We start from the raw sequence: 21,171 nt of genomic DNA, 5'->3' as shown, positions 1-21,171 counted from the left end.
TAGTTCATCAGAAGAAAAAACGCTGGATATCGTTCCAGGTGACGACAAGCATGAGTACCATCAAAAATACGATTCCGATGAAGTGGACCATTCCCTCTTTCTGTTTGTCGACCGGTTTCCCCCGGATCGCTTCGAATAGGAAGAATAGCAGTTTTCCGCCGTCCAGTGCAGGCAGCGGCAATAAATTCATGATACCCAGATTGATACTGAGAACGGCCGCCCAGTGCATCAGATTGTAAACACCGAACTTGGCAACTTCTTCAGTCGCCTTGTAAATGCCGACAGGTCCCGATAAAGCGTCAATCGTAAATTGACCAGTGACGAGCATGCCGAGTAAACGGATGATTTCCTTGATCCAGGAGATCGTTTGATCGGCTCCGAACACGACCGCTTTCAACGGATCTTTCTCCATTGGACGAGTGACACCGATCTGTCCAAACTTTTGCCCTTGTTGCTCAATCGTGTCCGGCACAACTTCCAGTGCAACCGATTCTCCGTTGCGGTCTATGTTGAACTGTAACGGGACGTCGGGATTTTTTTGGATGATTCCGGAAAACTCCGTCCATGATTCGACTGGTGTGCCGTTCACGCCAGTCACCAGATCTCCTTTTTCCATGCCTCCCTTTTCTGCCGGGCTTCCGCTCTGGACATCTAAAATGACAGGCTCTTTCACCGGGATCCCTTGCATGAGGCCGATTGCCAAGAAGATGAAAAAGGCGAGGATGAAGTTGAACAGCGGACCTGCAAAAATAGCCATCGCCCGACCGCCGAGCGGCTTGGACTCAAATTGCCGATCATAAGGCGCGATTAACGTCTCTTGCCCTTTTTCCACAATGATCGCTTTTCTGGAAATGGCATAGCGGACGAGCTTCCCTTCATCGTCATATCCTTCGACGAACAATGCCTTATCCAGATCCGATGCTTCGATTTCCAAGAATAATACATCGGGATTGTTTATATTTTGATTCAAATAGATTTTACTGACTTCATCACGGGAATTCAGTAATAAACCGACCCGATACCCGGGCTGCAATTCAACCGTATCAAAATCCTCTCCGGCCATCCGGACGTACCCGCCGAACGGAAGGATCCGGATTGTATACAATGTTTCGCCCTTTTGGATGCCTAAAATTTTCGGGCCGAATCCGATGGCGAACTCCCGGACCATGATCCCCGCTTTTTTCGCAAAAATGAAATGCCCTAGTTCATGAAAAAAGACGAGCGAACCGAATATGATAATGAACGCAATTACCGTTTCCATGGAAAACCACCTTCACTGACCTTTGCTGGCCGTTTATCAAATAATTCATTATACCATGGCATAGACATTTTTTCGAGTTATCGAATCGATTTCCAAAATTGTCTCCAGATCCGGTGTCCTGACCGATTGGTGGGCGTCCATGGCTCGCTCAATCAATTCTTCGATCTGAAGGAACGGAATTCGCCTTTCCATGAAAAGGCTCACTGCGATTTCATTGGCCGCATTCATGACAGTCGGCATCGTTCCGCCTTCCCGTCCGGCTGCATACGCCAACGAAAGCGCCTTGAACCGGTCAAAATCCATTTTTTCAAAATGAAGAAGCCCGATATCTTCCAAGCGGAGCGGCTTCGCATTCTGCATCGGGATGCGGTCGGGATACGTCAACGCGTATTGGATCGGTACCCGCATGTCCGGGGAGCCCAATTGTGCCATGATGCTCGTATCTTCGAACTCGATCATGGAGTGGATGATGCTCTCCTTATGCAGCAAGCAATCAATCCGATCATACGGCATATTGAAAAGATGATGGGCCTCTATCACTTCAAGGCCTTTATTCATCATCGTAGCCGAATCGATGGTCAATTTATTGCCCATCGACCAGTTTGGATGCGCTAATGCTTGTTCAACGGTGACATCCGCCAGCTGATCGCGCGTCAAATTCCGGAAACTGCCCCCCGATGCGGTTAATATCAGACGGGCGATCCGCTTAGGATTCTCCCCATTCAAGGATTGGAACAGAGCGGAATGCTCACTATCAACGGGCAAGAGCGAAACATTATGCTTCTGCGCTTCGCTGATGACGATATCACCCGCTGCCACCAATGTTTCCTTATTTGCGATTGCTATTGGGATGCCCGCTTCGATCGCTTTGAGAGTCGGGCGCAATCCGACACTGCCGATGACCGAGTTCACCAACACATCCGCTTCGGAAGTGGCGATTTCGTTCAAACCTTCCTCTCCGGAAACGAATCGGATCGCCGGGAATTCGGCCGCAAGCTTATCGGCGTCCTCTTTCCTTTGCACCGATACGAGTTCCGGCCCATAAGCTTTCGCAATTTCCCTCACCTTATCGATATTCATCCCCGCCGAAAAAGATACGAGCTCGAATTGTTCCTGGTTCGACGCGATGATATCGAGCGTTTGTGTACCGATGGAACCTGTCGCTCCAAGAAGACTGATTTTCTTTGTCATGTGAGTAGGTGTCCTTTCCCTTATCCTACGAAATGAAGGAAATGTAATAATGGCAAGACAAAAAGGAGGCTATCAAACCGATCCAGGATCCCCCCGTGCCCCGGTAGGAGCTTCCCGGAATCTTTTACATCATAATGCCGTTTCAAAGCCGATTCGACCAAGTCCCCAAGTTGTCCAACAATAGAGGCGACAATGGTGACGACGACCAACAGGAGATAATTCGGGGCGATCGGATAAATCATTTGAAAGATGCAGGCGGCCACGACGGCGGATGCGATTCCTCCATAAAAACCTTCTCTCGTCTTATTCGGAGAGATTTCCGGCCAAAGCTTGCGCTTCCCGATCTTCCTTCCGATAAAATACGCCCCGGAGTCCGTAGTCCAAATGACAACTAAGGCATACACAACATATTCGATTCCGAAAAATCTTGTCTCAATCAAATAATAAAAACCGATGCCGACGTATAAAGCGCCCAGTACCGAGAACGCTGCATGATCGAAAGTGTACCGGTTTTTGACTATCACCGTATAAATAAGCAAAATGAGGACGATTGCAAATGCCAACTCAATTTTCGTATAGCCGATCGACTCATGAAGCCACTCTCCCCATCCCGAAGGCAGCAGCAGCACAACAAGCGCCGCCCATGATAAAAAGCCCTCAATGGATAGGAGGTGGATGTCTTTCATGCGTAACAATTCATAAAGCCCGACTGTCGCTATCGCAAAGACTGCGATCGTAAAGGGAAGCCCTCCGACTAGAACAAGCGGAATGAACAGGGCGGACGCGATGATGGCTGTAATGATCCGTTGCTTCACACATTCCCTTCTCCTTCCACACTCCCGAACCGGCGATGGCGCATTTGGAACTCTTCAATGGAATTCAACAAACATGCCTCGTCGAAATCGGGCCATAATACATCCGAAAATGATAATTCCGCATAGGCCAGCTGCCATAGCATGAAATTGGACAGCCGAACTTCTCCGCTCGTGCGGATCAATAAATCCGGCTCCGGCAAATGGGCTGTCATCAAATGGGAACCGATCAACGTTTCATTAATTTCCTCAATAGCCAGAGAGCCTTCTTGGACAAGCATCGCAATCTCCTTGAGCGCCACAGCCATTTCCAACCGGCTTCCATAATTCATGGCGAAGTTCAGGATCATGCCGTCATTGTGCTTTGTCGCTTCTGTCGCTTTATAGATGGCTTCTTTCGTATGTTCCGGCAATTTGTCAAAGTTTCCAATCATCTCAACCTTCACATTTTGCTCGATCAATTCGGGAAGGTAGGTGCTCAGGAACTCCCCAGGCAATTTCATGAGAAAATCGATTTCCATTTTTGGCCGCTTCCAATTTTCTGTGGAGAAAGCATAAAGCGTCAACGCTTGAATACCCAGTTCATTTGCCATTCGCGTAATTTTACGGACCGTTTTCATCCCTTCGTGGTGGCCGGCAACTCTCGGTAGATTACGCTGCTTCGCCCAACGGCCGTTGCCGTCCATAATAATGGCGACATGGGCAGGGATCTGCCTTTTTTTCAATTCTGTAACGCGCCCGGCCAGTGAACCGTCAAGTACGCTAGGTTTTTTTCGCAGTATTTTATCAAGCATGTCGTATCCTCCACTCGACTACTTTTCAGAGCAAGTACATACTCTATCGTATCAAATTTACCGAAAAATTTCATTTTAAAGCGGTAATATAAATATTTTCATACCTTTTGGAAAATCAATTTCGTTGCACATACCCAATCCAATGCCTGCAGGCCGCTTCCCTGTATATTCTATATCTATGATCCGGAAGCAACGAAAAAGACGTCCTGCAGTTAGGACGTCCTCCTGTACAAAAAGTTCTTCTATCAGATCTCCATGATTTCGTTTTCTTTGTTTTTTGCGATCTCGTCAATCTTTTCAATATAGGAGTCAGTCAGTTTTTGAATTTCCTCCCCATTCCGGTGGAGATCGTCTTCCGTAATGTCACCGCTTTTCTCAAGCTTCTTGAAATCATCATTAGCATCCCGGCGAATGTTGCGGATTGCGATTTTTGCATCTTCCGCCTCTTTTTTCACTTCTTTTGCAAGTTCTTTCCGGCGTTCTTCCGTCAAAGCCGGGATGGCAAGACGGATGATGTTCCCGTCATTCGTCGGTGTAATCCCGATGTCTGACTTCAAAATCGCTTTTTCGATTTCGCCCAAGACCGATTTGTCATACGGCTGGATGACAAGTAGACGGGCTTCCGGTACCGAAATACCTGCCATTTGGTTCAACGGGGTCGGCGCTCCATAATAAGGGACGGTGATCCGGTCCAATAAAGACGCACTGGCACGCCCTGCACGGATTGACGCCAACTGGCGGGTATAGGCATCAACCGCTTTACTCATTCTGTCTTTCGCTTGATCCATTACTGTTTTCGGCACTACATATTCCTCCTCACAACCGTCCCGATCGGCTCACCGAGTACGGCCTTTTTAATATTTCCCTTCTCCATAATCGAGAATACTACGAGTGGGATATCGTTGTCCATACAAAGAGTAGACGCAGTGGAGTCCATCACTTCAAGCCCTTGGCTGATGACATCCAAGTAGGATAGCTCTGTGTACTTGATCGCTTTTTCATCTTTTTTCGGGTCAGCTGAGTAGACGCCATCCACATTATTTTTCGCCATAAGGATGACATCCGCTTCAATTTCCGCTGCGCGCAGTGCTGCTGTCGTATCGGTCGAGAAATAAGGATTTCCCGTACCAGCCGCGAAAATGACGACCCGTTTCTTCTCCAGATGGCGGATCGCTTTCCGACGTATGTAAGGTTCTGCAACTTGGCGCATCTCAATCGAGGAGGATACACGGGTTTCCACACCGAGTTTTTCGAGGGAATCTTGCAGAGCGAGAGAGTTCATGACCGTTGCAAGCATGCCCATGTAATCCGCTGTTGTCCGATCCATGCCCATCTCGCTTCCGATTTTCCCTCTCCAAATATTTCCGCCACCGACCACGACTGCGACTTCGACGCCTAAATCCATGACTTCCTTCACTTGCGCAGCAACTGTTTTGATGATGGCCGGTGACAATCCGAAACCTTGTTCTCCCGCTAGTGCTTCACCGCTCAACTTCAAAACGATCCGTTTATATTTAGGGACGCTCATATGAATCCTCCATCTACTCAATTTTCTCGAAAAACAGGGAACACATGATGTGTTCCCCATTGATAAATCTATTGCCCATTAGTTTCCTTTTACTTGGCTCATTACTTCATCAGCGAAGTTCTCTTCGCGTTTTTCAATCCCTTCACCTACTGCATAACGGATGAATTCTTTCAAAGTACCGCCTGTCGATTTGACGAACTCGCCCACTTTTTGGTCGGAGTTTTTAACGAAAGCCTGATCCAATACACAGATCTCTTCGAAATATTTACCGATGCGGCCTTCGACCATTTTCGCTACGATGTTTTCAGGTTTCCCTTCGTTCAACGCTTGTTCTGTCAAGACTTTGCGCTCACGCTCCACTTCCTCTTCGGAAACTTGGTCGCGGGAAACGTATTTCGGATTTAGAGCCGCAACGTGCATCGCTACGTCTTTTGCAGCCTCTTCGTCTGTTGTACCTTCCAAAACGACTAGCACGCCGATGCGTCCACCCATGTGCAAGTATGGACCGAATGCGTCATTGTCAGTTTTTGTACGGATTTCAAAACGGCGAAGAGTGATTTTTTCACCAATTTTCGCGACAGCATTTGAAATATGGTCCGCTACAGATAGACCGCTCTCCATTTTAGATTCTAGCGCTTCTTCGATGGAAGCAGGCTTTGCGGAAAGCAAGTATTCTCCAAGTTCTTTAACAAGTACTTGGAAGCCTTCGTTTTTCGCGACAAAGTCCGTTTCTGCGTTCACTTCAAGGATAACAGCTTCATTTCCTTTAACTAGGATGTCTGTCGTTCCTTCAGCTGCGATGCGGTCTGCTTTTTTCGCTGCACTGGAAAGGCCTTTCTCACGTAGGAAGTCAACTGCCGCTTCCATGTCGCCATTCACTTCAGTTAGTGCTTTTTTGCAGTCCATCATGCCTGCGCCTGTTTTTTCGCGTAGTTCTTTTACCATTTGTGCTGTAATAGCCATTGTTTACGTTCCTCCTAGTAATATGTCGTGATCTTTGCTTCCTCTAAAAAAGACGATAAGGGTTTCGGCCGCTTATCGTCTCTTCCGTTCACTCATTTCACTCTGCAGCTACGGCTTCCTCTTCAGTTACTTCATCATCTTCACCTTGACGGGATTCGATCAAAGCGTCAGCCATTTTGCTTGTCAAAAGACGTACTGCACGGATTGCATCATCGTTTGCCGGGATGATGTAGTCGATTTCGTCCGGATCACAGTTCGTGTCCACGATTCCAACGAGTGGAATGTTCAATTTGATCGCTTCTGCAACCGCGATGCGCTCTTTGCGTGGGTCGACGACGAACATGACATCCGGCAAGGATTTCATATCACGGATACCGCCAAGGAATTTCACAAGGCGTTCGTGTTCTTTTTTAAGTTGCGCAACTTCTTTTTTAGGAAGGACGCTGAATGTGCCGTCTTCTTCCATTTTCTCGATTGCTTTCATACGTGCGACACGTTTTTGGATTGTGCCGAAGTTTGTAAGTGTTCCACCAAGCCAACGTTGGTTGATGTAGAACATTCCAGCGCGTTCCGCTTCTTCCTTGATAGCGTCTTGCGCTTGTTTTTTCGTACCGACGAAAAGGACCTTCCCTCCGTCTGCACCGACTTGGCGCATGTACGCATAAGCTTCTTCCAGTTTTTTCACTGTTTTTTGAAGGTCGATGATGTAGATCCCGTTACGCTCCATGAAAATATATTTTTTCATTTTCGGGTTCCAACGACGTGTTTGGTGTCCGAAGTGTACACCAGCTTCAAGCAGTTGTTTCATTGAGATTACTGACATTTGTGTATTCCTCCTGTTTGGTTTTTTTCCTCCGTGCACCTCATCCGGCAAAGCGACCTCTCGGCACCTTCTTCATCGTCTGCGCACGTGTGTAGTAATACCATTTGCAAATATACCACAGCGGTTTTCCATTTGCAATCATTTCATCTGAATTTCAAAATCAACTCGATTTCAGTACGGCCTTTTCCGAGTTTTTTCGCGATCTCTTCCTCGGAGAGCCCTGCGTCATGCAGCTGGAATATTCGGCTTCGTAGATCCGGTTGTTCCGATTCCATGCGGGGCATTCCCGGTTCTTCGCCCTTCGGCTTTCCGGTCGTCTGACTGTATGATTTGATAGCCAGATTGATCGGCATTTTCGGCGGTTCGACTGGAATCGGCCGGGCAGCCTCGGCTTCCTTTACGACAGGACGGGATTCAGGTCCCCGTTCCACTCGTTCGCCAGCGGCAGCCAGCTCGCCTCGTTGGCTGAGCAATTCGACGAGGCGTTCATTTTCATCCTTCATTTCGGATAAATAGGCGACGATCGAATCATCCATCTCTTCCATCAATTTTCTTTGCTTTCTTTCCAGGTCATCAAATTTCGACACTTTCATGTAGAGCAGTGCAAGAATATAAAAACCGAATACTTGTAAAATGAAAAGTGCAATCATTACTATCCAAATCATGTTGTTTACCCTGTAAAGTCCACGAATGCCCCCTTGTACGGGTGCACCGCCTTCTTCTCCTCTTCTTGTTGTTGGCCGTGCCCTTTATTCTCCGATGGGTTTTCCTGTTGGTGGTCCCCATCCTTGTCAAGCTTGGCGTATTTCTCGGTCTCGAGGACAGTCTCCCGGTTTTTCACTGCCTGCTTTTCCGTCTGCGCATTCGCCAAGTCCTGATTCAATTGGGATTGCTGCTGTTTCTGTTCAGCGACTCTGCCCGCTTCAAACGTTTTCGGAATGGCAATTTGCAGTTCGATTCCTTTTAAACTCATAGGATCCCTCCATCGACAATTTCAGGCGTCAATAATTTACGCAACTTGAAAAGTGCCTTGGAATGAATTTGAGATATCCGGGATGTTGATAGGTTCAGGATTTCCCCGATCTCTGTCAAAGTCATTTCCTCTGTATAAAACAGGTTCAGGACAAGTTGTTCATTTCGATTCAATTCTTTGATTTTCGCTGCAAGGTCACCGATCAATTCGGACATCATCGTCGTTTCTTCAGGCGTTTTGGATCTCTCATCTTTCAAGACGAACGATTTCTGGTTATCCTCATCCTCGTCATTGATCTTTTCATCGATGGAAAGGACATTCGAGAAATAATGTTCATGCACCGTCTGATAGACTTCCTCCACGGGCATTCCGACATGTTCGGCGATTTCCTCAGCGGTCGCATGGCGTTGAAGCTTCTGTTCCAACTTCGAAATTTCCTCTTCCAGCTTTTTCGATTTTTCCCGCGATGAGCGGGGAAGCCAATCTTCCTTGCGCAGTCCGTCAATGATCGACCCGCGGACCCGGAACGAAGCGTATGTATCGAACTTCAGATCCCTGCTCGGATCGAATTTGGTCAGCGCATCAAACAGTCCGTTCATTCCAAGACTCATAATATCGTCCCGGGAGACGTTGCGCGGCAACCCGGAGCTGATCCGCTGAACATGGTATGTCACGAGTGGGAGGTATTTTCGAACAAGCATATCACCCGCATCCGGATCGCGTTCCTTGATCCACAGATCCCAATATGCCGCTTCCTCCGTCAAATCCTGCTTTGACATTGAATCCCTCACTTTCGATGATGATTCTGTCATAATTATTTCATATTATAGCAAAGAAGCACGAAAAAGGGCGACTGAGCCGATCAGCCGCCCTTCATTTCAAATTTCCTTTGTATCTGCGTTGACTGTCCGCACTTGCAATTTTGAAGTCGAAGGATCGAATTCGATTGTCCGCCCGCTGGAACCGCCCGTATCTTCTGCAATTAGGGGAATGGATAATCGCTTCAATTCTTTTTTAACCGCTTCCACATTCCGAGGGCCGATGCGGATCGTATCGCTTGAACCGAATTGGAACATTTGCGATCCACCCGCAATTTTCGCCTTCAAGGACAATGGACGGGCGCCCGCTTGCTTCAGCATCTCCATCAAGGAATAAACACCCGTATCCGCAAACTTGGCGACATTGATCTTATCGGATTTGCCAAGGCTCGAATCCGGCAGCATGACGTGAAGCAAGCCTGCGATCTTCTTCTTTTCATCATATAATACGACACCGACACATGAACCGAGGCCGGATGTCCGGATCGTGTCCGGCTCCGCCACGATATTCATGTCCGCTATCCCGACGCGAACGACCTGATTCAAGACTTTCATCTCACAGCACACCTAACGAACGGAAAATGGTTATGTAGGACGACGGGTCCGGCAATAAGAAAAAGTGGCCATCCACAACCGCTTTCTCGCCTGCCCCCTCTTCCATCATCTGTGTATCAATGACGATCACTTCATCGCTGTAATGGGAAACTTCGATCAGCCCAAAACTGACGATAGCCCCCACCATATCCACGCTTAGCGAAGGAACGGTCGGGTAGATCTTCAGGCCGGTGAAGTCGGACAGAGCGGAAAGATAGGAACCCGACAAGATATTGCCGATTTCCTGCATGGCCGAAATCCCCATCTCATTAATTGGAAACGAATTGAAATCGAATTCCTCATCTCCGATCAATCGCCGGATGAATCGGTTTGCCGAGTCGAGCGGGAGGACGAAAAACATGCTTCCCGATAAATCGCCCTCGATCCGCAAGAAAATGCCCGCTACGATTTCCTCGGAACCGCCCGCCAAGTCAAACATTTCATCAAACGACACAAGAGCCACATTCGGCACATGCATATCGATCTTGCGCCCCAGCAGTTGGGACATGGAAGTGGCCGCGTGAGCCGCCCCGATATTACCAATCTCTTTCAGAACGTCCAAATGCAGATCGGTAATCTGATTATCAACGTTCATCCGTTGACACCCTTTTAATCGGTTCGAGCACTTTATCCAGATTCAACATGACGAGAAGCCGCTTGTCCACTTTCGCTACGCCGGAAATAAATTCGGATTCGATCGTGCCAACCACCTCGGGCTGCGGCTCGATGGATTGAAGCGGAATGTCCAGAACATCATTCGCCGCGTCCACAATGAGGCCGACTTCGAACTCCTCCAATGACACGATGATGATTCGTGTACTATCATCCATTTCCTTTAAGTCCAATCCGAAACGATCCCGTAAATCGACGATCGGCGTGACGACTCCACGAAGGTTGATTACCCCTTTGACGTAAGAAGGCGTCTTCGGCACCCGGGTGATGGAGAGCAGCTTCTCGATGGATTGGACGACATCTACCCCGATTGCATATTCCTTGTCCATCAATTGGAATACGATCACTTTCATTTCTTTTTGCTCTTGCAGTTCAACCATGCTTATGCACTCCCCCGCCTATTTGATCAATGAGTTGCAATCCACGATCAATGCAACCTGTCCATTTCCAAGAATCGTCGCACCGGAAATCGCAAAGACGCTTTGCAAATAATTCCCGAGCGATTTCAAGACGATCTCCTGCTGGCCAATGAAAGAATCGACTACCAAGCCCGCCAGCTTCTCCCCTTTGCGTACGATGACGACCGATTGGAATCCGTCCGAAGCCAACTCGTTATCCGGTATTTCAAAAATCTCCTTCAAATTGACCAGCGGTACGATGTTGCCTCGGAAATCAATGACTTTCTGATTATGGGCATTCATAATATCCGTCGTTTGGATAATCGCCGTCTCAATGATCGAGGAAAGAGGAATTGCATAAACTTCCTTATCGATTTCAACAAGCATGACGGAAATGATCGACAATGTCAGAGGCAATTGTACTTGGAATAAAGAACCTTGCCCTTCTTTCGACTCGATGGAAATATGACCGCCCAGCGATTCAATCGTATTCTTGACGACATCCAACCCGACCCCCCGGCCGGAGACGTCGGAAATCTTCTCTGCCGTGGAGAATCCCGAAGCCAAAATAAGTTCGGCCACTTGACGATCGGTCATCGATTCCGCCATCTCTTCATTGACTAAGCCGTTCGAAATGGCTTTGGCCAACACCCGTTGCCGATTGACTCCCGCTCCGTCATCCTCCAGCTCGATGAACACGTGGTTGCCGGAATGGTAAGCGCGCAATGTCACTGTTCCCGTTTCCGGCTTTCCTTTTGCAATACGCTCTTCCGGGCTTTCAATCCCGTGATCGAGTGCATTGCGGATCAAGTGCACAAGAGGATCCCCAATTTCATCGATAACGGTCCGGTCCAGCTCGGTCTCCGCTCCGACAATTTCCAATGTAATTTTCTTATTCAATTCGCGGGCTAGCTGCCTGACCATTTTCGGGAACCGATTGAACACCGTTTCAACCGGGATCATCCGCATATTCAATATAATGTTTTGAAGATCGCCGGAAATGCGGGTCATCCGTTCCGTCGTTTCCGTCAATTCCGGATTATGCAGCTCACTTGCAATGGACTGCAGTCTCCCCCGGTCAATGACCAATTCTTCAAATAAATTCATCAAGATATCGAGCCGATCGATGTTGACCCGGATTGTTTTATTGGCATGCTGGGATGAGTTCGAGCGTTTGCTCTTCTCCACGACTTGCTTCTCGACGACCGCAACTTCTTTCGGCTGTTCCGCCGCCGCTTTCACAGCACTCTCTTCTTTTTCCCGCCTATCATGGATCAAATATTCCTGTGTGATGGCATTGACTGTCACTGATTCGACTTCCGACACCTTCATCACTTTCGCTTCCAAATCACTCGCTTGTTCTTTTGTCAGGAGGGCGACGATGAATTGTTCATCGAATTCCTCGTTCTCCAGCTTTTCGACGCTTGGAACGGATTTAATGATTTCCCCTGCTTTTTCCAGGATTTCGAACACCATGAATACCCGCGCTGCTTTCAGTAGGCAGTCCTCGCGCAACCGAATCGAAATCTCATACGCACTGAAACCTTGTTCGAATGATTGGCCGATAACTGTCATTTCAAAATCGTCATAGCTCAGTGAAACGTCTCCGGTGCCGGCACTTTCTTCCTCAACGACCGCAGCAGCCGTTTCGGCTGCTACCGGTGCGCTGACTCCGCCGCCCGACTCGATGCTGTTCAAAGAACGTACCAAATCACTGACGTCCTTCTTGCCTGATCCGCCGGAAGAAATGTCCAATACCATCTCCTCCAAATAGTCGACGGCCTGGAAAACGACATCGAGTATTTCAGTCGTCACCCGGATTTTCGCATTTCGAATCGCATCGAGGACATTTTCCATCTTATGTGTCAAATCTGCGATATCTTCGTACCCCATCGTGGCTGACATGCCTTTCAACGTATGGGCCGAGCGGAAAATCTCATTGACGATCCCCAGATCTTGCGGATTTTGCTCCAGTTCCAATAAATGCTCGTTACACGCTTGCAGATGCTCTCTGCTTTCTTCGATGAACATTTCCAAATACTGATTCGTATCCATCGTTACGCCCCCCTTAAGACTTTAGAATTTCCATTATCGAATCCGGAATCTCTTGTAAATCCACCACTTGATCCGCCAAGTCCGCTTCTTCTATAGCCCGCGGCATTCCATAGACGACTGCTGTTTTTTCCGATTCCGATATTGTTACCGTTTTGCCATTTTTCCGGAGACGTTCCATTCCTAATTTCCCGTCATATCCCATCCCGGTCATGATGACTGTCAAATAGTTCAACTCTTCATGTGCTGCCGCCGATTCCAGCAAAACATCAACGGAAGGACGATGGCCTTTTCGTGGAGGTTCGCCATCATCTAGACTTATAAAATACTGAGCGCCTTGCTTATTGAACTTCAAATGCTTTCCGCCCGGAGCGATATACGCCACTCCATCGGTGATCAACTCACCATCTTCCGCCTCTTTCACCGTTATTTCACTTAGCCCGTCCAACCGTTCCGCCAATGATTTCGTAAACCCCGGCGGCATATGTTGGACAATCAAAATCGGATAGCCGAACGAAGCCGGCAAACGGGTCAGCACCTCTTGCAGGGCACGAGGTCCCCCTGTCGATGTACCTATTATAACAAATGTCTTCTCGAATTTGGAAAATCTATTTTGTAAAATATGTGCCGGTTTGTTGTGGAAGACCGACATACTGGTCTCTTCTAGCAACCGAGACGGTTTATTGAATTCAAAAATAGGGGCTTGGGGAGAGGTCTTAACCGAAAGTTTCCGAGTCAACTGTCCAATTTGAACGCCAGATGCCGCAGCCACCTTACGTAAGATTTCCTCCTTCACTTCATGAAGATTCAAGGAAATGGCACCACCCGGTTTAGCGACAAAATCGACGGCTCCATATTCCATTGCCAGCATCGTATTCTCGGCACCGAGTTTTGTCGTGCTCGATAACATGACAACGGGGACAGGATTAGTAGCCATGATGGTTTTCAAAGCGTCCAACCCATTCATAACCGGCATTTCGATATCCATGGTGACGACATCCGGTTTCAGTTCCTTCACTTTTTCAATCGCCATTTTCCCGTTCCGCGCAGTTCCGACAACTTCCATGGCAGGGTGTTCCGAAAGGTAGTCCGATATGAGTTTTCGCATAAATGCCGAATCATCTACTACTAGCACTCTTTTACAATTGCCGGTATCCAGATCATCCACTTCCCTTCGTAAACATCTTTCTCAATTTATTGAGGAAGCCCTCCCCTTTCCGGGAATCCATGGCTATCTGCGGATCGGCGAATGCATCCGCAATCAACTTCATCCGCCTGGAAACCGGGGCGTTCGGATAGAGCAACAGGAACGGCTTCTGGGCAACGACCGCTTTATGGACAAGCGGATCTTCCGGTAAATAGCCTAACACTTTCGTCTCCACTTGTAAGAATTTCCGCATGGCAAACTGGAGCCGGGATGTCGTTTCCGTTCCATCCTCTCCTTTGCCGACACGGTTGCTGACAATATGGAACGATTTCTCGGGATCCTTTAAGGAGATGAATTTCATCATGGAATACGCATCTGTAATGGATGTCGGTTCAGTCGTCGAGATGACGATGATTTCATCGACGGATAGCAGCAACTCGATGGAGCGCTGTGTTGCGCCCGCCCCCATGTCGAACAGGATGACATCGTATTCCTTCTGTAAATATTCGAACGCTTTCAGAAGACGGACAAACATCTGCTCCGACCACTCCATGACAGAATCCATGCCGGACCCGCCGGATATGAAAGTCAACCCTTCAGGCACTTCATTCATGACTTCGTCCAAACGCTTTTTCCCAATTAAATAGTCCTTTAAATTATATGCGGGGGAGGTGCCGAGCAAAATATGGACGTTGCCCATTCCGATATCCATATCGACGATGATCACTTTTTTTCCTTTCGTCGTTAAGGCGTAGGCGAAATTCGTGGAGAAATTGGATTTACCGACTCCTCCTTTCCCGCTGACGATGGCGACGGAGCGTGCCAGTTCTCCTTGGGATTTAAGCATTTTCATTCGCAGCGACTCGGCCTGATCACGCATGGGCAGCCCCCTCCAGCAGCAAGGCGATCAGCTTTTCCCTGTCGGCCTCCGCTATATCTTCCGGAACTTCTTGTCCGTCCGTTATATAGGCAGTCCCGATCCGGTGTTCCAGCATCAAATTGAACATGGAACCGATCGAGCCCGTCTCATCCACTTTAGTGAAAATGAACTTCTCGATGGGAAATGAGTTGAATTGTTCCACGATGACTTTCATATCCTCTTCCTTTGAAGTCATGGAAAGGACGAGGAAGGATTCCATATCCAGCGTGAAATTGATCAGCCGCTTCAAATCATCTACAAACTTCGAATCTTTGTAGTTGCGCCCTGCCGTGTCAATGAAAATAAGATCCCGGTCCCGTAATTTCTCAAGCGCTGCCTCGAAATCCTCGCTGTTATATGCAATTTCAACCGGTGCCTGCAGGAGATTGGCATACGTCCTCAACTGTTCAATGGCCGCAATCCGGTATGTATCTGTCGTAATGAAACCGATTTTCCTCTTTTTCTCAAGCAGTGCCCGCGCAGCAATTTTTGCGATAGTCGTCGTTTTGCCGACACCTGTGGGTCCAAGCACGTTAATATACTTTTTATCAAATGAAATGCCGCCGAACGGCAAGCCTTCCAAGTCCTGTTCCAATTGTTTCTTGATAAAGCCTATTTGTTCATCAAAAGTGAAGTCTTTCTTTTCCGCTTTCATCCGGCTAAATAGCTGTTCCCCTAGGCGTGCGACCAGTCCTTGCGCCAGCCCCTGGCTCTCCAAGTGGGAGAGTAGCGGTTTCAGCTCATCCGGCAATTGGGAATGGACTGTGGATTGTTGCATCGCATGCAGCATTTTTTTCATTTCATTCATTTCTTTCTTCAATTCCTGTGCGGTTTTATCCTCTTTTCCCTCGTTGATCTGGACAGGAAGATCCGGAAGCCGCTCCGGAGAAGGGCTTGCCGGTTCGTCAAAACCCGCGACCACCTCGACGGTCGTCTTTTTGAAAAGTCCGAGGAAGCCTTTCGTCTTCACGACATTCGAACTGAGAATGATCGCATCGTCTCCGAAATCATTACGGACTTTCTTCATGGCCTCCACCATCGTTTCGGCACTGTATTTTTTCATTTTCATCAAATGTCCACCACCCCGACACTCTGGACTTCTATGGAAGCTTCCAGTTCATTGTATGACAAAATCGGAATTTGAGGAAAATATCTTCCCGTAATCTGCCGCAAGTACATCCGGACCGCCGGAGAACAAAGGATGACCGGCGATTGATCCAACAATGCGACTCGCTCCACTTCCCTCGCAACGGATTCCAAAATCTCTTGGGAATGCTGCGGATCGATCGATAGATAATTGCCTTGCTCCGTCTGCTGGATATTGTCGGCAATCAGCTTTTCCACCTTGCCTGAAACCGTCAATACTTTCAATGAGTCCCCGGTAGATGCAAATTGGGCCGTAATTTGCCTGGCCAGCGATTGCCGTGCATATTCCGTCAATAAGTCGACATCGGACGTATATTTCGAATAGTCGGCGAGTGTCTCGAAAATGATCGGCAAATTCCGGATGGATACATTTTCGCTCAGCAACTTCGCGAGAACCTTCTGTATCTCCCCGATTGACAACGGCGTCGGTGTCAGCTCGTCCACAAGGATCGGATACGTTTCGCGCACGTGGTCGATCAGCTGCTTCGTTTCCTGGCGTCCGAGCAAATCCGCCGCGTTGGCGCGGATCACTTCAGTCAAATGGGTCGAAACGACACTTGGCGGATCGACAACTGTATACCCGAGAATTTCAGCCTCTTCCTTCACTTCTTCAGTAATCCATTTTGCCGGAAGGCCGAACGATGGCTCGACCGTATCGATTCCTTCTACCGAATCATCGCCACCCGGACTCATAGCAAGATAATGATCGAGGAGAAGCTCCCCTCTTGCCATTTCATTTCCCTTAATCTTGATGCGATACTCATTCGGTTGCAGCTGGATATTGTCCCGAATCCGGACCACTGGTATGACCAAGCCAAGCTCGACCGCCAATTGACGACGAATCATAACAACCCGGTCAAGCAAGTCACCGCCCTGCGTCGCGTCGACTAGCGGAATGAGACCATAACCGAACTCAAACTCAATCGGATCGACGTTCAACAGATTGACGACATTTTCAGGGCTTTTCAACCCTTCCGTCTCCACATCTTCTTCCATTTCCAACAGTTCCTCTGGATCCTCTTCCACTTTGCGGGACATGAAGAATGCACCTGCCGCCAATGCAGCGGCGATCGGCACTGTCAGAATGTCATTGATCGGCGTGGCTAACCCAAGTAGGAATACGGTGCCCGCAGCAATATATAATAATTTCGGCTGACCAAGAAGCTGGTTTGTAATATCGCTTCCCAAATTCCCTTCCGAAGCCGCACGCGTCACGACAATACCCGTGGCAGTTGAAATTAAGAGTGCTGGCACTTGGGAAACGATCCCGTCACCGACCGTCAATTGGGAAAAGAGCGTCGCGGCTTCTGCGAAGGGAAGTCCCATCTGGGCAACCCCGATGATCATCCCGACAAGAAGGTTGATGATGACGATGATGATCCCCGCGATGGCATCCCCTTTAACGAACTTCGTCGCCCCATCCATTGCCCCGTAGAAATCCGCCTCATTACTAACTTTTTCACGGCGCATCCGGGCTTCCGTTTCGGAAATCATGCCGGCATTCAAATCCGCATCAATACTCATCTGTTTCCCCGGCATTGCATCGAGAGTGAATCGGGCCGCAACTTCCGACACCCGCTCCGCCCCTTTTGTAATGACGATAAACTGGATGATGATGAGGATAACGAAGACGACGAGACCGACAATGACATTGCCGCCTGTAACGAATGTCCCGAACGTCTCAACGACGCCACCCGCGTCCCCGTTGCTCAGAATCGCCCTCGTCGTGGAAACGTTCAATCCAAGACGGAACAACGTCAATAAGAGGAGCAATGACGGGAATATGGAAAACTGCAGCGCTTCCTGCATATTCATGGACGTCAACAATACGAGCAGCGCAAGGGTGATGTTGATGATGATCAAAAAGCTGAGAAGCCAAGGGGGTAGCGGGATGACAAGCATCGCAACGATCATAATGACCGCCCCGAGTACACCTATATCTCTGAACCGCATGTCATCCCTACTTTCCGTTAATTAGGGATTACTGAACAACCCTCATCAAGCTACCTTAAGGATAAGTTTCTTGGAAAATAAACGTTCCGATTTTTCGATTGAATGTAGGAAAAACGACAAAAAAGTATCCCGGAGGATCTTTTCGAGGTTCATGATGACCAGCTGGAGGGCAATCGTCGTCTCGCTTGTGGTTTGCAGGCGTGTTCGAATAAGACCCAGCCCGTATGCGCGTTTGCCTTCGCCGAATTTCCCTTCGATGGCGTTGCGCTCGCCGTGGTCCTGTTTCTCCAACTTCTTCTGTTCTGCACGTACATGCTGGTCTTTGGCGGGCCTGCCGAGTTTCGGACCGCTCAACCGAATTCCGAGTTCTTGACAGAACTTCCGGTTGTCCCGGGTTCTGTAGATGGTATCCGCCAGGACGGCTTCCGGATAGTGGCCGAACCGTTCCTTGTACGCCAGGATAGCGTCTTTCAATAGGGTTCCTTCATTGTAGGCGTCCCATTGCAGCGTCTCAAGATACGCATACCCATCGACCAGACTGACAGAGAGTTTTGCGCCGAATTCGACGGATGCTTTCGCTTTTCCCCGGACAATCGGACGGATATACGGCTGCGCAATGCTGACTACGCGGTCCTGGATGGAATGAGTATCGCCCTCGAACAGGATGGTTTGCTGACGGAACAGCTCCTGGATGACCAGCAGGTCTTTGTACTGTGCCCGTGTCAGCCTGTCGAGCCCGACTTCATTCGCAAGATCTTCCACGTGCTTCAAATCTCGACGAACATAGGAAAGCTGTCCCTTCAGGCAAGCCTGGATCTTTTCGTAGCCGGGTTTTCGCTGCTTGGACAAGGCAAGGTATTCCTTCCGGGCTTTCCGGCGGTAGGTACGCGGTTTTTTGGACCCATGGCCCCGTTTCGCATGCAACCGATCAATCATCGTTTCGAGCTTTTCCCTTGCCTGATTCAAGAGACCGATATCCGTCGGATACGCAATATCGGAAGGGGCGCAGGTGGCATCGATCAGTAGTTTTCCTTGTTTGTAGATGGGGGCTGATTCTTCGGGACGCCGGGCCTCCGGTTTCGCTGCCGGGCTTCCGCTCCCGCCCCTCGGCTCATCGTCATCCGGACCATCCGAATCCTTGGGGTTCGCCGGTTTCCGATGTGCCGCTGTGATGGATTCGTTCACTTGATTCACCAGATCCGCGTTAAAACGCTTCCGGAAATGGGTCAGTGAAGAGGCATGGAACGGCGGGGTTTCCTGAAAAGCGGGAAGCCCGATGAAATATTGCATATAGGGGTTTTCAGTAATCGCTTCTACGGTTTCTCCATCACTCAATCGGAGACGTTCCTTGATGATCAGCGCTCCAAGTGCAAGCTGCACGGTGTACGCCTTACTCCCCTGATTGGGGTCGCCGAGTGACTCGAGATACGCTTCCTCCAGGTCGGCCCAAGGAATGACAGAAGCCATGCGAACCCAACGGTTATCCGGGTTCAAGTGCCCTCCGAACGGCAAAAAGAATTCGTGTGGCAGGATCATTTGTTTGGCGTTGTGTTCATACATGACATGTCCTCCTGTGCAGTGTATTAGTGAGTTTTATTTTTTCGGTATGCACCTGTTTCGACAAAAAAGGCGTCAAACCCTTTATTTATATGGGATTATAAGTTGTTCAGCAATCTCTAATTAAAAAATTAAATATATATAGAACGAACAAATGATTCGCCCTTGTTAACTCGAGTTGCTTGGAGTGGAAGGCGGCGACTCCTGCGGGGTGAAGCGCGAATGGTGAGACCCCGCAGGAAAAGCCGTTACGGAGAACGGCTTTTGCGCCAAAAAGCGAAGCGTTTGGCAGCAGCCTTTGTTCCCCTAAAACATGTAGTTGGGAAATGTAGGATGCCTTAATTTCTGCAAAGTGCGCAGAAATACGGCAAATCGAACCCTTCGCTGTTCGATTGGCTCACCCGCGCCCCGCGGAAAGCGTCCGCCTGGAACGGAAAGCAACGGGTTGTTGCTTTCGTCCATTTCTTAAGTTCGTTTTATATAGAAACTAAATCTTCCGCTGAATCCGGTATACATACGCCAAAACTTCCGCGACCGCTTTAAACAACGACTCGGGAATCCGGCCGCCGAGTTCGACGTCGTCATACAATGACCTGGCCAGCGGACGATTCTCCACCATGACCACATCATGTTCCTTGGCGATCATCTTGATCTTCTGCGCCACGAAGTCGACGCCTTTCGCAACGACGACCGGGGCGTCCATCTCCCCATCTTCATATTTCAGGGCAATGGCATAGTGGGTCGGGTTCGTAATGACGACATCAGCATGGGGAACTTCCTGCATCATCCGCCGCATCGCCATTTCCCGTTGACGCTGCTTAATCCGGGATTTGATAAGCGGATCCCCTTCCATGTTCTTATGTTCATCTTTAATGTCCTGCTTCGACATCCGCAAATTCTTTTCGTAATCGTATTTCTGATAAAGAAAATCGAGGATTGCGATGAACAGTAACACGAACGAAGCGGCAATCCCCATGATGGCAGCAATTTGTCCAACCGTCGCCATCGTGTACCACGGATGCTTGAATGCCAGATCCAATACTTTATTCAAATTCGTGAGGAGGATTATGGTCGTGACAGAACCGATAAACGAAATTTTCAAGATGGATTTCATTAATTCGACAAGGGCCCGGACGGAGAAGATCCGTTTGAAACCCTTGATCGGATCGATTTTCTTCAAATCAAACTTCAACGGTTCCGCAGTGAACAAGATTCCGAATTGGATCAAGTTCCCCACGACACCGGCGACAACCGCGATCAGCATGACAGGTAGAAGGATGATGGCCATCTCTTTCACAATCTCGATATATATCAACATCGTCCGATCGATATCCAGCGACTGATGTAAGGGGACGTACTCAATGAACGCTTTGTCGAAAAACATGAAAAAGCGGTCCCTCATGAATCCTGCCGCGAAAAACAGGAAAAGGAACACGGAGAGGAGGACAATCGCACTCGTAACGTCCTGACTTTTTAAAACTTGCCCTTTCTTCCGAGAGTCCTGCCGCTTTTTCGGAGTGGCCTTTTCTGTCTTCTCTCCTGCAAAAAACTGGAGATCAAGTCGTAACAT

Annotated in this window: 21 protein-coding genes; all 21 read right to left on the bottom strand. The window is 48.7% G+C overall.

What is annotated here, in order from left to right; genetic code table 11:
- Positions 1-7: 7 nt before the first annotated feature.
- On the bottom strand, positions 8-1,261 hold the full coding sequence (rseP, locus tag OXB_RS10570) for an RIP metalloprotease RseP (RefSeq protein ID WP_041074123.1): 1,254 nt from the start codon (positions 1,259-1,261) through the stop codon (positions 8-10).
- A gap of 48 nt (positions 1,262-1,309) precedes the next feature.
- Positions 1,310-2,452 (bottom strand): 1-deoxy-D-xylulose-5-phosphate reductoisomerase, encoded by a 1,143-nt coding sequence (locus OXB_RS10565; RefSeq protein ID WP_041074121.1) that lies wholly within the window; start codon positions 2,450-2,452, stop codon positions 1,310-1,312.
- 20 nt (positions 2,453-2,472) lie between these two features.
- The gene (locus OXB_RS10560) at positions 2,473-3,267 is read right to left on the bottom strand and encodes a phosphatidate cytidylyltransferase (RefSeq protein WP_041074119.1); all 795 of its coding nucleotides are present in this window, start codon (positions 3,265-3,267) and stop codon (positions 2,473-2,475) included.
- A complete protein-coding gene (locus OXB_RS10555) occupies positions 3,264-4,058 on the bottom strand; it encodes an isoprenyl transferase (RefSeq protein WP_041074118.1) in 795 nt (264 codons plus the stop codon). Before OXB_RS10555 ends, OXB_RS10560 begins: the two co-directional genes overlap by 4 nt.
- 245 nt (positions 4,059-4,303) lie before the next feature.
- Positions 4,304-4,846, bottom strand: coding sequence for a ribosome recycling factor (frr, locus tag OXB_RS10550; protein WP_442852907.1), 543 nt, complete (start codon positions 4,844-4,846; stop codon positions 4,304-4,306).
- A 14-nt stretch (positions 4,847-4,860) separates the two neighbouring features.
- Positions 4,861-5,586, bottom strand: a complete 726-nt coding sequence (gene pyrH / locus OXB_RS10545; RefSeq protein ID WP_041074116.1) for a UMP kinase — start codon at positions 5,584-5,586, stop codon at positions 4,861-4,863.
- 78 nt (positions 5,587-5,664) lie between these two features.
- A complete protein-coding gene (gene tsf / locus OXB_RS10540) occupies positions 5,665-6,549 on the bottom strand; it encodes a translation elongation factor Ts (protein ID WP_041074113.1) in 885 nt (294 codons plus the stop codon).
- Between the two features lie 97 nt (positions 6,550-6,646).
- On the bottom strand, positions 6,647-7,372 hold the full coding sequence (gene rpsB / locus OXB_RS10535; protein WP_041074111.1) for a 30S ribosomal protein S2: 726 nt from the start codon (positions 7,370-7,372) through the stop codon (positions 6,647-6,649).
- Between the two features lie 143 nt (positions 7,373-7,515).
- A complete protein-coding gene (locus tag OXB_RS10530) occupies positions 7,516-8,037 on the bottom strand; it encodes a DUF6115 domain-containing protein (protein WP_041074109.1) in 522 nt (173 codons plus the stop codon).
- Between the two features lie 5 nt (positions 8,038-8,042).
- Entirely contained in the window at positions 8,043-8,345 is a 303-nt protein-coding gene (locus OXB_RS10525; protein ID WP_041074107.1) for a hypothetical protein, read from the bottom strand.
- Positions 8,342-9,124: a FliA/WhiG family RNA polymerase sigma factor gene (locus OXB_RS10520; RefSeq protein ID WP_041074105.1), complete on the bottom strand. Its 783-nt coding sequence runs from the start codon at positions 9,122-9,124 to the stop codon at positions 8,342-8,344. Before OXB_RS10520 ends, OXB_RS10525 begins: the two co-directional genes overlap by 4 nt.
- Before the next feature lie 99 nt (positions 9,125-9,223).
- Positions 9,224-9,718: a chemotaxis protein CheD gene (locus OXB_RS10515; RefSeq protein WP_041074103.1), complete on the bottom strand. Its 495-nt coding sequence runs from the start codon at positions 9,716-9,718 to the stop codon at positions 9,224-9,226.
- 1 nt (position 9,719) lies between these two features.
- The gene (locus OXB_RS10510; protein ID WP_041074101.1) at positions 9,720-10,352 is read right to left on the bottom strand and encodes a chemotaxis protein CheC; all 633 of its coding nucleotides are present in this window, start codon (positions 10,350-10,352) and stop codon (positions 9,720-9,722) included.
- Entirely contained in the window at positions 10,342-10,809 is a 468-nt protein-coding gene (locus OXB_RS10505) for a chemotaxis protein CheW (RefSeq protein WP_041074099.1), read from the bottom strand. Before OXB_RS10505 ends, OXB_RS10510 begins: the two co-directional genes overlap by 11 nt.
- Before the next feature lie 18 nt (positions 10,810-10,827).
- The gene (locus OXB_RS10500; RefSeq protein ID WP_041074097.1) at positions 10,828-12,882 is read right to left on the bottom strand and encodes a chemotaxis protein CheA; all 2,055 of its coding nucleotides are present in this window, start codon (positions 12,880-12,882) and stop codon (positions 10,828-10,830) included.
- A 13-nt stretch (positions 12,883-12,895) separates the two neighbouring features.
- Entirely contained in the window at positions 12,896-14,014 is a 1,119-nt protein-coding gene (locus OXB_RS10495; protein ID WP_331711258.1) for a protein-glutamate methylesterase/protein-glutamine glutaminase, read from the bottom strand.
- A gap of 25 nt (positions 14,015-14,039) precedes the next feature.
- On the bottom strand, positions 14,040-14,906 hold the full coding sequence (locus tag OXB_RS10490; protein WP_041074094.1) for a MinD/ParA family protein: 867 nt from the start codon (positions 14,904-14,906) through the stop codon (positions 14,040-14,042).
- Complete coding sequence (gene flhF, locus OXB_RS10485) at positions 14,899-16,014, bottom strand: flagellar biosynthesis protein FlhF (RefSeq protein ID WP_041074092.1); 1,116 nt, start codon at positions 16,012-16,014, stop codon at positions 14,899-14,901. The genes OXB_RS10490 and flhF overlap by 8 nt, the downstream gene beginning before the upstream one ends.
- Positions 16,014-18,044 carry a flagellar biosynthesis protein FlhA gene (flhA, locus tag OXB_RS10480; RefSeq protein WP_041074090.1) on the bottom strand — a complete coding sequence of 677 codons (2,031 nt, stop codon included), beginning with the start codon at positions 18,042-18,044 and terminating at the stop codon, positions 16,014-16,016. Before flhA ends, flhF begins: the two co-directional genes overlap by 1 nt.
- A gap of 45 nt (positions 18,045-18,089) precedes the next feature.
- A complete protein-coding gene (locus OXB_RS10475; protein ID WP_052483823.1) occupies positions 18,090-19,604 on the bottom strand; it encodes an IS5 family transposase in 1,515 nt (504 codons plus the stop codon).
- A 484-nt stretch (positions 19,605-20,088) separates the two neighbouring features.
- Entirely contained in the window at positions 20,089-21,171 is a 1,083-nt protein-coding gene (gene flhB / locus OXB_RS10470; RefSeq protein WP_041076634.1) for a flagellar biosynthesis protein FlhB, read from the bottom strand.

The organism is Bacillus sp. OxB-1 (genome assembly GCF_000829195.1).
Taxonomy (GTDB): domain Bacteria; phylum Bacillota; class Bacilli; order Bacillales_A; family Planococcaceae; genus Sporosarcina.
This window is presented reverse-complemented; position numbering and strand designations above follow the sequence as displayed.